12 protein-coding genes are annotated in these 16,580 nt (G+C 31.4%); 9 read left to right on the forward strand and 3 right to left on the reverse strand.

The window, feature by feature from the left end:
- Position 1: 1 nt before the first annotated feature.
- A complete protein-coding gene (gene topA, locus V7P59_RS11100) occupies positions 2-2,518 on the reverse strand; it encodes a type I DNA topoisomerase (protein ID WP_333810226.1) in 2,517 nt (838 codons plus the stop codon).
- 265 nt (positions 2,519-2,783) lie between these two features.
- On the opposite strand from topA, the gene miaB reads away from it, so the two are divergent.
- From miaB to V7P59_RS11145, 9 genes are all read left to right on the forward strand, one after another.
- Positions 2,784-4,232: a tRNA (N6-isopentenyl adenosine(37)-C2)-methylthiotransferase MiaB gene (gene miaB / locus V7P59_RS11105; protein ID WP_333810227.1), complete on the forward strand. Its 1,449-nt coding sequence runs from the start codon at positions 2,784-2,786 to the stop codon at positions 4,230-4,232.
- 79 nt (positions 4,233-4,311) lie between these two features.
- Positions 4,312-5,571, forward strand: coding sequence for a sigma-54 interaction domain-containing protein (locus V7P59_RS11110; protein ID WP_333810228.1), 1,260 nt, complete (start codon positions 4,312-4,314; stop codon positions 5,569-5,571).
- Positions 5,571-6,074, forward strand: a complete 504-nt coding sequence (locus V7P59_RS11115) for an LptE family protein (RefSeq protein WP_333810229.1) — start codon at positions 5,571-5,573, stop codon at positions 6,072-6,074. The genes V7P59_RS11110 and V7P59_RS11115 overlap by 1 nt, the downstream gene beginning before the upstream one ends.
- A 48-nt stretch (positions 6,075-6,122) precedes the next feature.
- Complete coding sequence (locus V7P59_RS11120) at positions 6,123-6,929, forward strand: tetratricopeptide repeat protein (protein WP_333810230.1); 807 nt, start codon at positions 6,123-6,125, stop codon at positions 6,927-6,929.
- 2 nt (positions 6,930-6,931) lie between these two features.
- Positions 6,932-7,294 (forward strand): preprotein translocase subunit SecG, encoded by a 363-nt coding sequence (gene secG / locus V7P59_RS11125; protein ID WP_442902423.1) that lies wholly within the window; start codon positions 6,932-6,934, stop codon positions 7,292-7,294.
- Between the two features lie 138 nt (positions 7,295-7,432).
- Positions 7,433-7,708: a co-chaperone GroES gene (locus V7P59_RS11130; protein WP_333810231.1), complete on the forward strand. Its 276-nt coding sequence runs from the start codon at positions 7,433-7,435 to the stop codon at positions 7,706-7,708.
- A 45-nt stretch (positions 7,709-7,753) separates the two neighbouring features.
- Positions 7,754-9,379, forward strand: coding sequence for a chaperonin GroEL (groL, locus tag V7P59_RS11135; RefSeq protein WP_333810232.1), 1,626 nt, complete (start codon positions 7,754-7,756; stop codon positions 9,377-9,379).
- Between the two features lie 74 nt (positions 9,380-9,453).
- On the forward strand, positions 9,454-11,808 hold the full coding sequence (locus V7P59_RS11140) for a hypothetical protein (protein WP_333810233.1): 2,355 nt from the start codon (positions 9,454-9,456) through the stop codon (positions 11,806-11,808).
- A gap of 13 nt (positions 11,809-11,821) precedes the next feature.
- On the forward strand, positions 11,822-14,158 hold the full coding sequence (locus V7P59_RS11145; RefSeq protein WP_333810234.1) for a hypothetical protein: 2,337 nt from the start codon (positions 11,822-11,824) through the stop codon (positions 14,156-14,158).
- 39 nt (positions 14,159-14,197) lie between these two features.
- Here V7P59_RS11145 and V7P59_RS11150 read toward each other — a convergent pair whose 3' ends face one another.
- Together V7P59_RS11150 and V7P59_RS11155 are read right to left on the reverse strand one after the other, a co-directional pair.
- Positions 14,198-14,959: a DUF2490 domain-containing protein gene (locus V7P59_RS11150; protein ID WP_333810235.1), complete on the reverse strand. Its 762-nt coding sequence runs from the start codon at positions 14,957-14,959 to the stop codon at positions 14,198-14,200.
- 3 nt (positions 14,960-14,962) lie between these two features.
- On the reverse strand, positions 14,963-16,573 hold the full coding sequence (locus V7P59_RS11155) for a SulP family inorganic anion transporter (RefSeq protein WP_333810236.1): 1,611 nt from the start codon (positions 16,571-16,573) through the stop codon (positions 14,963-14,965).
- Positions 16,574-16,580 lie beyond the last annotated feature (7 nt).

Raw genomic sequence — 16,580 nt, forward strand, 5'->3', positions numbered from 1 at the left:
GTTATTTCTTTTTAGCATTTGTTTTCTTAGCAGGAGATTTTTTAGCTGAAGTTTTCTTAGCAGAAGTTTTTTTAGCTGGCGCTTTCTTTTCTATCATTTCTTGAACTTGTGCTAATGTTAATTTACTTGCATCAACATCTTTACTTAATTCAATTTTGATTTTCCCTTTTGTAATTACTGAACGACCCCAACGTGCTTTCTCGACTTTGATTCCCTCTTCTTTCCAATCGTGAATTACTTTATCAATGTCTTTTTGTTGTTTTTCTTCTATTAATTCCTCAATATCTGATTGAGACAACTTATCAAAATTGTACTTCTTATTTACATTGATAAACATTCCATTCCATTTAATAAATGGCCCAAAACGCCCTACTCCTTTTTGAACAGGCAATCCATCATATGTTCCAATTGGAGCATCGGCTTGCATTTTTTCATCAATTAACCCTTGAGCGGTTTCCATAGTTACATCCATAGGATCCATGCCTTTTGGCAATGAAATAAATTGAGACCCAAATCGAACATATGGACCAAAACGACCATTATTAACTTCAATTTCCTCTCCTTTATATGTACCTAATTGTTTTGGCAGTAAAAACAAGTTTAATACTTCTTCTAAAGTGACATTTCCGATATTTTGATCAGGACGTAAACTTGCAAATTGTTTGTTTTCATCATCAGCATCTCCAATTTGAGCCATTGCTCCATATTTCCCTAAACGTACCGAAACCTGTTTTCCTGAAACTGGATGAACACCTAAAATTCTCTCACCACTTTCTCTATCAGCATTTTTTTCTACATCTACTACATTTGGATGGAAATGTTTGTAGAAATCATTCATCATTTTAGCCCAATCGACTTTTCCTTCAGCAATTTCGTCGAAATCTTGTTCTACTTTAGCCGTGAAATTGTAATCTAAAATCGTGTTGAAGTTTTTTACTAGGAAATCATTCACGATAATTCCGATATCGGTTGGAACTAATTTCCCTTTATCTGAACCCACATTTTCAGTTAAAACTTGAGATTTTACCTCTCCTCCTTTTAACATCAATTGGTTATATTTTCTTTCTTGACCTTCGAAACTTCCTTTTTCTACATAAGTTCTAGCGATAATTGTAGAAATCGTTGGCGCATACGTTGATGGACGACCAATTCCTAATTCTTCCAATTTCTTCACCAAAGAAGCTTCTGTGTAACGACTTGGCGGACGCGAAAAACGTTCAGTAGCCGTGATATAATTATTCGTAAGTTTTTCGTTTATTTTCAAAGCAGGCAACATTCCTTCTTGTTCCTCTTCGTCATCATCATGTCCTTCTAAATATACTTTTAAGAAACCTTCAAACTTGATTACTTCTCCAGTTGCAGTAAAAGTTTCTGAATGATTGCTTGCTTCGATTTTTACATTTGTTCGCTCTAATTCAGCATCGCTCATTTGAGAAGCTAATGTTCTTTTCCAAATCAATTCATATAAACGAGCTTGATCTCGATCTAAATCAACAGTATGTCTTGACATATCCGTTGGACGAATAGCTTCGTGCGCTTCTTGTGCTCCTTTTGATTTGGTGTTGAAATTTCTCGGTTTAGAAAACTCTTTTCCATAATAACTGGTAATTTCAGCTTGAGCTGCTGCCATTGCTTCCTGCGATAAATTCACACTATCCGTTCTCATATAAGTAATAAGTCCGGCTTCGTATAAACGTTGTGCAATTTGCATGGTTATCCCTACTGGCAAATACAGTTTTCTTGCTGCTTCTTGTTGCAACGTAGAAGTTGTAAAAGGTGCTGCTGGTGATTTTTTTGTAGGTTTGGTTTCTAAATCTCCCACTTTATAAGAAGAACCAATATTTTTAGCTAAGAAATCTTCTGCTTCTTTTTTAGTTGCGAAGTTCTTAGGCAATTTTGCTTTGAATGTTTTTCCTGCTTCGTTTGTAAACTCTGCTGTGATGCTGTAAGAAGCTTCTGGTTTGAAATCCTGAATTTCTCTTTCACGTTCCACGATCAAACGAACGGAAACCGATTGCACACGACCAGCAGATAATCCTCCTTTTACTTTTTTCCAAAGTACTGGCGATAATTCGTAACCAACTAATCTGTCTAGAACTCTACGTGCTTGTTGTGCGTTTACTAAGTTATAATCAATTCCTCTCGGGTTTTCGATTGCTTTTTGAATAGCTGATTTTGTAATCTCGTGAAAAACGATACGTTTTGTTTTTTCTGGTTTTAATTTCAACTCTTCTGCTAAGTGCCAAGAAATTGCTTCTCCCTCTCGGTCCTCATCGGAAGCTAACCAAACCATTTCGGCATTTTTAGCTAATCCTTTTAATTTAGTCACCAAAGCTTTTTTGTCTGCAGAAACTTCATATTTCGGTTTAAAACCATTTTCTACATCTACCCCAATTTCTCTCGAAGGTAAGTCGGCAATATGCCCATAACTCGACTCAACTTGATACTCACTTCCTAGAAATTTCTCGATGGTTTTTGCTTTTGCAGGTGACTCAACGATTACTAAATTCTTTGCCATTTCACATTTTTTTGAACCGCAAAAGTATAGGTTTTTTTTAAATTTTAACATCTCAAATATTTTTTTACCCACAATTGTCCAAAATATTCGTCAAATTACTCCTATATATATAGGTGTAAAATCCAAGAAAAAGGGCTACTTAGAAATAGTGAAAAAAATAATTTAAAAAATCCTGTTAAACCTTTTCTGCCATCTTGTCAGATTTTATAATTTAGTATTATCTTTGCGTTCCGAATCTTCGGAATGATTAATGGAAATCTTTGATATGGAAAAGGTAATTGATGAAAACAAACAAGGTCAAAGTTTAGTGCTTGACCAAAAAGAAGGAAATACTAAAAAACTTTTTATAGAGAGTTATGGTTGCCAAATGAATTTTTCTGATAGTGAAATTGTGGCGTCAATTCTTTATGAAAACGGATATAATACCACTCAAAATCTGGAGGATGCTGATTTGGTTTTGGTGAATACTTGTTCTATACGGGACAAAGCGGAACAAACGATTCGTAAACGTTTAGAAAAATACAATGCAGTAAAGAAAATTAATCCTTCAATGAAAGTTGGGGTTTTAGGTTGTATGGCAGAACGTTTGAAAAGTCAGTTTTTAGAAGAAGAGAAAATTGTAGACATGGTGGTTGGACCCGATGCTTACAAAGATTTACCCAATTTATTAGCTGAAGTAGAAGAAGGAAGAGATGCTATCAACGTAATTCTTTCTAAAGAAGAAACGTATGGCGATATTGCTCCTGTTCGTTTGAATAGTAACGGAGTTAATGCTTTTGTATCCATTACAAGAGGTTGTGATAATATGTGTACCTTCTGCGTTGTTCCTTTTACACGTGGTCGTGAACGTAGTCGTGAACCACAAAGTATTTATGATGAAATCCAAGATTTGTACGATAGAGGTTACAAAGAAGTTACCTTATTAGGACAAAACGTAGACAGTTACCTTTGGTATGGTGGTGGTTTGAAAAAAGATTTTGATAAAGCAACCGAAATACAAAAAGCTACTGCAGTTGATTTTGCGCAATTGTTAGATAAATGTGCTACTTTGTTCCCTAAAATGCGTTTTAGATTCTCGACTTCTAATCCGCAAGATATGCATGTGGAAGTAATTGAAACTATGGCGAAACACCATAACATTTGCAAATACATTCACTTACCAGTTCAAAGTGGAAGTACAAGAATTTTGAAAGAAATGAATCGTCAACACACACGTGAAGAATACATGGCGTTGATTGATAAAATATACTCGATTATTCCAGATATTTCATTATCTCAAGATATGATTGCAGGTTTCCCAACAGAAACAGAAGAAGATCATCAAGACACATTGAGTTTGATGGAATATGTGAAATATGATTTCGGATTTATGTTTGCGTATTCAGAACGTCCCGGAACATTAGCTGCTAGAAAAATGGAAGACGACGTTCCAGAAGAAGTGAAGAAAAGACGTTTAAATGAAATCATTGATTTACAACAAAGAATTGGTTTAGAAAGAACGCAACGTTTTATTGGTCAAGAAGTAGAAGTATTGATTGAAAAAGAATCCAAACGTTCGGATGCTCATTGGAGCGGAAGAAATTCACAAAACACTGTAGTAGTTTTCCCAAAAGAAAATTACAAAGTAGGTGAATTCGTAATGGTAAAAATCACAGATTGTACCGCTGCAACTTTAATTGGAGAAGCAGTTGGATATTCTGAAATAATGAATTAATTTTTTTGTTTCAAGTTTCAAGTTTAAAAGTTTCAAGTTAACTTTCTAAACCTGAAACCTGAAACCTGAAACAAACTATATGGAATCAGTACAAGCTATAAAACAACGATTTGAAATTATTGGGAACGACCCAAAGCTCAATCGTGCCGTGGAGAAAGCCATTCAGGTTGCTCCAACGGATATTTCGGTATTGGTAACAGGTGAAAGTGGTGTTGGAAAAGAAAGTATTCCAAAGATAATTCATGCCCTTTCGCACAGAAAACATGGAAAATATATTGCCGTAAACTGTGGAGCAATTCCAGAAGGAACGATTGATAGTGAACTTTTTGGACATGAAAAAGGTTCGTTTACAGGCGCAACTAACACACGTGAAGGTTATTTTGAGGTAGCTGATGGCGGAACTATATTTTTGGATGAAGTCGGCGAATTACCTTTAACCACTCAAGTGCGTTTATTACGTGTTTTAGAAAATGGTGAATTTATTAAAGTGGGCTCATCACAAGTACAAAAAACGAATGTTCGTATTGTAGCGGCTACGAATGTAAATATGTTTGATGCGATTGAAAAAGGGAAATTCCGTGAAGATTTATATTATCGTCTGAGTACGGTTGAAATTGCATTGCCACCACTTCGCGAGCGAAAAGATGATATTCATTTGTTATTTAGAAAATTTGCTTCTGACTTTGCTCACAAATATAAAATGCCGCCAATTAAATTGGATGACAACGCAGTGGAATTGCTTTTAAAATATCGTTGGAGCGGAAATATTCGTCAATTGCGAAATGTGGCGGAACAAATTTCTGTTTTAGAAACGAAACGTGAGATTTCATCGCAAACACTTCTTTCCTATTTACCAATGGAAAATCCAAATTTGCCATCAGTAATAGGAAGCAAAAAATCGGATAGTGATTTTAGCAACGAAAGAGAGATTTTATACAAAGTCCTTTTCGATATGAAGAGTGATTTGAATGATTTAAAAAAACTAACTTTAGAACTGATGCAAAATGGAAGTTCAAAAGTTCAGGAAAACAATAAAGGATTAATTCAGAAAATTTATGGCAAACCCGAAGAAAATACTATTTTTGAAGAAGAATCTAGAGTTGAAATGCTTCCAAATCAAAATAATATAATTCAAGAAGGGTTTGAAGATGATGACGATGAAAATTACTTATTTGCGGAAACTGTTGATGAAGAAGAAACATTAAGCTTAGAAGCTAAAGAAATTGAATTAATAAAAAAATCATTAGAACGTAACAGAGGAAAACGAAAAGCAGCCGCAGATGAACTAGGAATTTCTGAACGAACGCTCTATAGAAAAATAAAACAATATAACTTATAATGAGATATTTCATCATATTAGTCACGCTTACTTTTTCATTCATTTTAGACAGTTGTGGTGTTTACAATTTCACAGGAGCTAGTCCCATAAATGCAAAAACGTTTCAAGTGAACTACTTTCAAAATAACGCACCATTAGTAGAACCAGGAATTGAAAGAACATTTACATTAGAACTACAAGACATTATTCAAAGTCAAACCAATTTAAACTTAGTAACTCAAGGTGGCGAATTAGTTTATGAGGGAGAAATTGTAGACTATCGCATTACACCAATGACGGCCACAGCAGATCAAAGAGCTGCACAAAACCGTTTAACAATAACTGTAATGGTACGATTTACTAACAGAAATAAAGAAGATGATAATTTTGAAAAACGCTTTTCATTCTTCTATGATTTCGATGCTAACCAACAATTAGTTGGTTCTCAATTAACAACTGCATTAGATGTAATTTTTGAAAGAATTACTCAAGATATTTTTAACGAATCATTAGCTAAATGGTAATTTTAAATAGTTTTAAATTTTGAACTTTAAGTTGTAATTAAAATTAAAATGAACCTATCTGATTTAACATATCTTTTAAATAAGCCAGAAACTATAAACGAGAAGCAAACTATTGCTTTAGAGAATGTAGTTTTGCAGTTTCCCTATTTTCAGGCGGCACGCGCTTTACATTTAAAAGGTTTGTACAATCAAGAAAGTTTTAGATACAATTACGAATTAAAAAAAACGGCTGCATATACTACCGATAGAACTATTTTATTTGAATTCATTACGTCTGATAATTTTATTGCCATTCAGCAAGAGAAAATTGACGAAATACAAAAATCGTTATTAAATATTGAAGTTCACCATGTAGAAGAAGTAATTGTGTTACCAGAAATTGAAAACACAATTATTGAAGAAGGAACAATAAAGCAAGCGTCTATTGAAGAAACTTCTGCAGAAAAATTAGAAATTGGCAAACCCTTACCATTTACTTCAAATGAAAAACACTCGTTTCAAGAATGGTTACAATTAACAAAAATTTCGCCTATTGTTCGTGAAAATGAAGAATCAACATCTCTAATTGATGCTGAAAAGCAAAAAAAATTAGATATAATTGATAAATTTATTGAAGCAAATCCAAAAATTGCTCCAGTAAAAGAAAACACCAAAACACCAGCAAACATTAGTAAAAGCATTGAAGAACCAACGCACCTAATGACAGAAACTTTAGCAAAAGTATATTTAGAACAAAAAAAATACACAAAAGCCATACAAGCTTATGAAATATTAATTTTGAAATATCCAGAAAAAAGTAGTTTCTTTGCAGACCGAATAAATGAAATCAAAAATTTACAACAAAATAATAATTAATTATGGGATTCACAGGTTTTTTAATTGCGATAACAATTGTTTGTTTTTTATTAATCTTAGCTATTATGGTTCAAAACCCTAAAGGTGGAGGTTTATCTTCTTCATTTGGTGGTTCTCAACAATTAGGTGGAGTTCAAAAAACAACAGACTTTTTAGATAAAAGTACTTGGACTTTAGGAGGTGTTTTAATTGCTTTAATTTTACTTTCTAGTTTAAGTTTCAATGGAGTTGCATCTGGTTCTAAAGTTTTAGGTGAAGATGAATCAAGTATTCCAACTACAACTGTACCTTCAACACCAGAAGCTACAAAACAAGCTGCACCTGCTGCTACACCAGCACCAACAGCTACTGATTCTACAAAATAAGAATTGACTAAATACACAAAATGCCAGCACTGACATGCTGGCATTTTTTTTACCGAAAAATTGTCAGAAAATTGCTTTGGCACAATTTCTGAAATAATGCAAGCAACAAATTAATAACAACATTAAAATATACAAACTATGTCATTAAACATTAAACCAATTTCAGATCGAGTAGTTATTGAGCCCTTAGCGGCTGAAACTACTACCGCTTCAGGAATTATTATTCCAGACACTGCAAAAGAAAAACCTCAAAAAGGAACTGTAGTAGCCGTAGGAAATGGAAAAAAAGATCATACCATGACAGTTAAAGTTGGCGATGTAGTTCTTTATGGGAAATACTCTGGAACAGAGTTTAAATACGAAGGTAAAGATTACCTAATCATGCGTGAAGACGAAATTTACGCTATTCTTTAATCGTAATTAAATCATTTAAAAGTTAAACATTTAAACAAAAGTAAAATGGCAAAAGATATAAAATTCGATATTGAAGCTCGCGATGGTTTAAAACGCGGAGTTGATGCATTAGCAAATGCAGTAAAAGTAACATTAGGTCCAAAAGGTAGAAATGTAATTATTTCAAAATCATTTGGTGGACCTACTGTAACTAAAGATGGTGTTTCTGTTGCAAAAGAAATCGAATTACAAGATCCATTAGAAAACATGGGGGCTCAGATGGTAAAAGAAGTGGCTTCTAAAACCAATGATTTAGCTGGTGATGGTACAACAACAGCCACTGTTTTAGCACAAGCTATCGTAAAAGAAGGTTTAAAAAACGTAGCTGCTGGAGCTAACCCAATGGATTTAAAACGTGGAATTGATAAAGCAGTAGAAACTATTGTTGCTGAATTAGGTAAACAAGCGGTTGCTGTTGATGATTCTTCGGATAAAATCAAACAAGTAGCCTCTATTTCTGCTAATAACGATGAAACTATTGGTGATTTAATCGCTACAGCTTTCTCAAAAGTGGGCAAAGAAGGTGTTATCACGGTTGAAGAAGCAAAAGGAACTGATACTTATGTAGATGTGGTAGAAGGAATGCAGTTTGATAGAGGATATTTATCGCCTTACTTCGTAACTGATGCAGACAAAATGATTGCTGAATTAAGCAATCCATACGTTTTATTATACGATAAAAAAATATCAAACTTGCAAGAGTTGTTACCCGTTTTAGAACCAGTAGCACAATCGGGAAGACCTTTATTAATTATTGCTGAAGATGTTGATGGTCAAGCATTAGCCACTTTAGTAGTAAACAAATTACGTGGTGGATTAAAAATTGCAGCTGTTAAAGCTCCAGGTTTTGGAGACAGAAGAAAAGCAATGTTAGAAGACATCGCAATCTTAACGGGCGGAACTGTAATCGCAGAAGAAAGTGGTTATGCATTAGAAAACGCTACTTTAGATATGTTAGGAACTGCAGAAACCATTACAATTGACAAAGACAATACAACAATTGTAAACGGTTCTGGAGATGCTGAAAACATCAAAGCGAGAGTAAACCAAATCAAATCGCAAATCGAAACAACCACTTCTGATTACGACAGAGAAAAACTACAAGAACGTTTGGCAAAATTAGCTGGTGGTGTTGCGGTTTTATATGTTGGTGCTGCTTCTGAAGTAGAAATGAAAGAGAAAAAAGACCGTGTTGACGATGCTTTACACGCTACTCGCGCAGCTGTTGAAGAAGGAATTGTTGCTGGTGGTGGCGTTGCATTAGTAAGAGCAAAAGCCGCTTTGAACAACTTAAAAGCAGAAAATGCTGATGAAGCAACTGGAATTCAAATTGTAAACAAAGCTGTTGAAGCACCATTAAGAACTATTGTTGAAAATGCTGGTGGCGAAGGTTCTGTTGTAATTGCTAAAGTTACAGAAGGAACAAACGATTTCGGTTTCAATGCTAAAACAGGAGAATACGTTCAAATGTTATCAGCTGGAATTATCGACCCTAAAAAAGTAACTCGAGTAGCTTTAGAAAACGCTGCTTCTGTAGCTGGAATGATCTTAACTACCGAATGTGCTTTAATCGACGTCAAAGAAGACAGTCCTGCAATGCCTATGGGTGGCGGAATGCCGGGGATGATGTAATATTATTCTTAAAAATATGCAAAACCGCTTGATTATTTCAAGCGGTTTTTTTTTATTTACAGAAAACTTTAATTATGAGATTATATTCTTTGTTGCTTACCCTATTATGTTTAAACTTATTTTCTCAAAATAGTAATAAAGAGAAAATTGACCAATCGATTTTAAAATACTACGAAATGGATAGAGAAAATGTTCATTTACATTTTAATAAAACTGTTTATCTTTCAAATGAAACTATTTGGTTCAAAGGTTATATTATCGAAAAAAAGGAATCAAAACTAAACTTTCAAACTACAAATGTTTTTGTCCGCTTATTAGATAGTAATAAAACCGAAATTTTGAATCAGTTGTTTTTTGCTGCAAATGGCACCATCATTGGACAAATAAAAATTAATCAAAATATTCCATCAGGAGATTATTTTGTTCAAACCTATACTAATTATATGAATAATTTTAATGAAGACGAATCCACAGTCCAAAAAATTAGAATTATTAATACACAAGATAAAATTGTAAACAACACCATCAATAACAGCAATTTAGATATCACATTATCTTTTGAAGGTGGAAAATTATTATCACAAAGCGACAACAACATAGGTGTTTCAATAAAAAACTGCTTGGGTAAAGGGCAAAAAATAAACAATATTGAAGTAAGAAATAGCAAAAATATTGTCGTTAATAACTTTTCAACAAATCAAGAAGGCTTTGGTAAATTTGAATTAAAAAATACAGAAAATGATATCTATAAACTTTTTATTTCTAATAATGATGAAACTGTAATTAAGGAACTTCCAAGACCACTTATAGAAGGAATAAATTTACATGTAAATAATTTTGCTATTGATGGAAAAGTGGCGATTAAAATTAGCACAAACGAAATTTCTTACAACAAATTTAAAGGTAAAAATTACACTATTTTGATTCAAAAAAATGACTACGCTCATTATGTCGATTTTAATCTAGATAGTGCAAATAAAGATTTGCTTATTGAAAAAAACAGTTTATTTGATGGTATCAATATAATAAGATTATTAGATAGTGAGCTGAATTCAATTTCTGAAAGAATTGTTTATAATCAACCTGAAAACAACACTAAAATAAATTTAATTTCTTCAACTAAATTAAAAGACAGCATAAAAATCAAAGCATCCATACCAGGCAGAATTGGAAATTTTAGTGTAACTATACTTCCAAAGAATACAAAATCTAACTTTGACAATAATAATATTTACAATCATCTTGCATTTAAAAATTATTTTGACAGTAATGATTTGGACTATTCATACTACTTCAAAAATTTTAACAAACGTAAAGCGTTTGAATTGGATCTTATGTTGCTTCATGCCACTGAATCAAAATATAAGTGGGCAAATATTTTAAATAATGCACCTAAAGCAATTTATACTTTCGACATGGGATTAAATGTTTCGGGAAAAATAAACCAAAATGTTCCAAATAAACAAAACACAAAATTAAGATTGTTTTCAATAAATGGTTTAGAGGAATACTCATCAATAAAAGATGATAATAGTTTTGAATTTCAAAATATAATGGCAATTGATTCTTCTACATTATATTTTTCTCTCATTAAAAAAGATGAAAAACTGGAAAGTTTAGGTATCTATTCAAAAATTGAAAATAACAATAGAAAATTTTTAAAAAGCATAAACTTTTTTTCACCAATATGTCAAGAATTAATTTTTACAAAAAATATTAATGACAATAATTCTGAATTTCCAAAAATGGAAGGTGTAGTTGAATTAAAAAATGTAGCCATCACAGAGGTTAAGAAAATTAAACTAGAAAGACAAGGTGAATATGGAAATTCAATGGCTAAAGGTTACAAAATTAGCGATACAGATGCCGGAACTTTTAGAGATGTATTATCTTTCATTGGTTCTCACGGGTACGATGTTTTTCAACAAGGTGGGGAAGTTATAATAAGGGCCAGAGTTTCAAACTCATTTTTAGGAAGTAGAACACCAGTAGTTTTTTTAGACAATATACAACTTTTTGAATTTACATATTTATTAAATCTTTCATTAAACGATGTTGATGAAATTTATATTAATAAAAGAGGTTATGGAATGGGCAATGATGGTTCAAATGGTTCAATCCGAATTTACACTAAGAAAATGATTGCCAATAAACCAAATCCTAATCAAATAAAATCAAAACCTATAGTAGTTAAGAATGGTTTTCAACCATATATGGAATTTGAAAATCCAAAATATGCAACTTTCCAAGGCGAATCCTTTGAGAATTATGGAACAGTAAACTGGATTTCAAATATTTACACAAATGAAAATGGAGATTTTGAATTTTCAACACCATTTTTTGGACAAAAAGAATTAACTTTAAACATTCAAGGAATTGATAATAAAGGTCAATTATATAACGAAACTATCAATATTGAAGTCAAATAACTAAAAAAACGATATGCGTAAATTATTATTGCTATTAAATTTAATTTCTATTTTTGGTTTTTCTCAATCTATAAATAAAGAGAAAATAGCACAATCTTTAGACAATTATTATCAGTTTGAAAGAGAAAATATTCATTTACACCTTAATAAAACTTCTTTTTTATCAGGTGAAACCATTTGGTTTAAAGGATATATTTTTGACAAAAAAACCAATTCTCCAAATACTGGAACTACTAACGTTTATGTTTCTATGTATAATGCTGAAAAAAAAGAGATTTTTACCCAACTTTTCTTTGCTTCAAATGGTTCGCTTGATGGGCAATTGACGTTATCAAAAAACATAGAATCAGGTATTTATTATTTGCATATTTATACCAACTTCATGAATAATTTTAACGAGGACGAATCAACTTACCAAGAAATTGAAATTCTGAATCCTAATCAAATTAACAGTCAAAAAACATATAATAAAACTGATTTTTCCATAAGTATAAATTATGAAGGTGGCAACCTAATTTCCGATTGTGATAATAATGTTGTAGTCAGAATTAAAGATTGTCAAGGAAAAGGTATTAAACTAAATAACATTAAAGTTTTTGACGAAAAACAAAACAATATTACTTCTTTTTCTACAAACGATTTTGGTTATGGGAAATTTATTTTACCAAAAGTGAAAAATGAAAATTATTCAATAGTTAGTAATAACAACTCAATAAATTTTGTTGAAAAATTACCAAAACCAAATTTAGATGGATTCAATTTAATTCTTGACAATATAACTGGTGATGCATATACATTAGAAATTAGAACTAATCCAAATATTTTAAAAAAATACGAGAACGAAGAATTATTTCTACTAATTCAAAAAGATAGAGCTACCCGTTTTATTACATTTAAAATCCAAAAAAATACAATTGCAAAGTTTACTTTGGATAAGAAAAACTTCTTTGAAGGCATCAATACATTACGCTTAATTGATAAAAATTTAAATCAAATTTCGGAAAGAATTATTTATAAAAAAGAAAATTCTACAGATGCCATTTCAGGAATTAACTATGTAAAATCAAATGATAGCATAAAAATAACTGGAAAAATTATCAATCCAAATTCACTATTAAGTGTTAGTGTTTTACCAAAATCTAAAACCCAAAATAATTTTCAAAATTCTATTATAAAAACTTTATGTTTTGACAATTACTTAACTAATAAAATAGATTTTGAATTATTAAATCCTAAAACTTCTGTTCCTGATTTTGATTTATTTTTAATAGCAAATAGTTCAAAATATAATTGGCAATCAATACTAAATCAACCTCCTACTAATAAATATGAATTTGAAACTGGTATCGACTTACTTATCAAACCAAACAATACTAATTCATCAAAAGCAACCAATCAACTTAAAATTTTTACTACTAACGGCATTAGCGAAACTGCCAGTATTAATCAAGAATCAGAATATGTTTTCAAAAACATTTTAGCTCTTGATTCTTTAGCAATTCATTATAAATTTCCTGAAAAACCAGATTTAGCTAATAAAATAAGTATTACACATATATTGAAAAAAAACAAATCAAAGTTTATTAAACTAGATTCTGTTTTATTCTCAAAATGTGAGATTAGTTTTTCAGACACTAATAATAATTTTACCTACACTAATTCGGAAATAAAAACCACTGAATTAAACGATGTTGAGGTTGTAAAAAATGTTAAAGAAAAACTTCAATATGCAAACTTTCCTTCAACAAGAGGTGCAAAACCTTACAAAGTAACTGAGATAGTTTCTGACACATATAAAGATGTACTTTCCTTTATTGCTTCGCATGAATATGATGTTCAAGTAGAAAACGGCAGAACTGTAATACTAACTAGAAACAAAAGATCATTTTTAGGCAATAGATATCCACTGGTTTTTTTGGATAATACTAGAGTTGACAATATTAATGATTTGGTCAATCTAAGATTGATAAATGTTGAGGAAATCTACATTAATAATAAAGGAGCTGGAATGGGAAATGAAGGAATGAATGGAGTAATTAGCATTTTTACAAAAAAATCTGGTACAGTTATAGCTCAACCAGAAGCAAAAAAAAGTAACTATTTTTATATTAAAGAGGGTTTTAAAAATGTTTTATCTTATTCTGACACAATAGAATTAGCAAAACAGTCGTCAGCTGTTTTTAAAGAATTTGGAACTATAGACTTCTCAAGAACACTTGAAGCAAAACCTGATGGTACATTTGAATATAGAATTCCAATATTTAATCAAAAAGACATTCTTCTTAATATTCAAGGTATAGATGATAAAGGACAATTATATAATCAAATTATAGAACTTGAAATCAAATAAAAAAAACCCCGATTTGAAATTTCAAATCGGGGTTTTGTTTTATTTACTCCAGTCGAAATTAGTTATATAAGACAACCGAACTGTTGGATTACTTTCTTGAAAGGTATTCGTATAATTCCAAATATTTTGATGAATGTAACTCAATTGAATTTGATGGTTTTTATCAAAATTATACCCTACTCCACCAATCAATCGGTTCTGATTTAGAAACGTTTTTCCTGCATTCGAACCTAAATTCATGAAAACCTCATCGCCAAACAATGCAAACAACTTTGTTACATCTTCCTTTTTAACCAAAGGATAATTAAACAACAACATATAACGCATACGATTTCGATAATCATAATGATCAATTTCTAAATCACCATTCGATTGTGTTTTTGCTATTCCAACATAACGAAACTCATCACGTAATCGATGTGTAATTTTTAATTGTCCACTTTTATGAACAAACGTTCCTTGAATCCAAAAATGATTTTCGGGAATACTTATTTTATTCATCGCTGGATTTCCGTAGGAATACGTGTTATAATGGCTAAATCCAACGCTACCCATAAACTTTTTAGTAAATTGATAATCCACTGAAGGACGAATAAAATATTGTTGTTTTTCCGATAATCCGTTAGCATATCGCATTGTGGCTTCAAACGAAAACGAAAATTTTTCCGTAATCATATTCTTTCCAAAATAATGCAACCAAATATTATTGTTACTTTCTTTTACTTGTGCGAATGCGGTATTCACAGCAAGTAAGTTCACTATCCCAACAAAGAATAGCAAGCGCATTTTTATATGCTTCATTACTTATTGTACAATTAAATTCTTTCTAGAAGCTTTTGGATGCGAAGATAAGGCTTTATGATTTTCTAAACCAATAATAGTGACTTTTCCTCCATCTTCATGTGCTTCATAATCATGTTTAAAATGTTCTAGATTTTCCATAACAGAGTGGTCAACTAATTTTGTTTTCTTTAAATCAATTGTAATATTAAACCCGTATGGAATAGCTTCTAATTTACTTTTTACTCCTAAATAATTTGTAAAAACAGCAGCCTTACTAATTTCAACTAAATAATTATTTCCTTCAAAAGAAACTAATGTTGGTGCTTTAAATAAAGAAGAAATGGGTGTTCCATTAATTAAATGAATGATAATTTTCAATACCATACCCGCTGCAATTCCAACAAGCAAATCTTCAAATAATGTAAAGAAAATCGTTACTAAAAAGATAGCCAATTGCTCTTTACCAATTTGAAAGGTATGAATAAACTCTTTCGGATGCGCTAATTTAATACCAACGGTAATTAACATCGCTGCCAAAGCTGCGTTAGGAATCAACTCTAATATAGGAGTTGCTAGTAATACAAATATTAAAATAAAGAATCCGTGGAAGAAATTTGCCCATCTTGTTTTTGCCCCATTATTAACATTTGAGGAAGAACGTGCTACCTCAGAAATCATTGGTAAACCACCTAAAAACGCAGCAAGTGTATTCCCTACTCCAACAGCAATTAAATCTTTGTTCATGTTAGATTTTCTTTTATAAGGATCTAATAAATCAATTGCTTTTACTGTTAATAATGATTCTAATGTTCCTACTAAAGCAAACATAATTACATATTTAATAAATAATCCTGTTTGAGAGATACCATCAAAACTTGCATTGAAATTCAAATTATCAACAAAATTTCCAATTTTCACTAAAGCATATGCTGGTTCCGTTTCTTTAAAATGCATGAATAACTCACATGGAATAGCAAATAACAATACCACAAGTGGTGCTGGAATCATTTTAATCGTTTTGTTTTTAATGTAAGGCCATCCCATCATAATTGACAAACTCACAATACCAATAATGGAAGCTTTTGGATCTAAATTAGCAATGAAATTTGGAATGTTAGCTAATAATTCTAATGGTCCTTTCCCTTTTGCTAATGCAGGATTGTCATTCAGCAAAACCGGAATTTGTTTTGCAATAATGATAATACCAATTGCTGCTAACATTCCATGAATAGCAGAAAGCGGGAAAAAATCGGCTAATTTCCCTAATTTCAAAACTCCGAAAAGAATTTGGATTACTCCTGCAACAACCATTGCTCCAAGGGCTAATTTCCAACCTAATTCGTTATCTCCTTTACCAAATTCAGCAACGGCACCTGCAACAATAACAATTAAACCAGCAGCTGGTCCTTTAATTGTTAAACGAGATCCCATCATTAACGACACTACGATTCCACCAATAATAGCTGTAATTAATCCCATAATTGGTGGAAAATCTGATGCTTTTGCGATTCCTAAACTCAATGGCAATGCCAATAAAAACACGATAAAACCAGAAATGGCATCTGTTTTAAAATTTTCTTTTAAACCTGCTAGACCATCAGCAGGAATGTATTTTTTTATATTTGCGTTCATATTTTTT

It is taken from the genome of Flavobacterium sp. (assembly GCF_036782315.1).
Taxonomy (GTDB): domain Bacteria; phylum Bacteroidota; class Bacteroidia; order Flavobacteriales; family Flavobacteriaceae; genus Flavobacterium.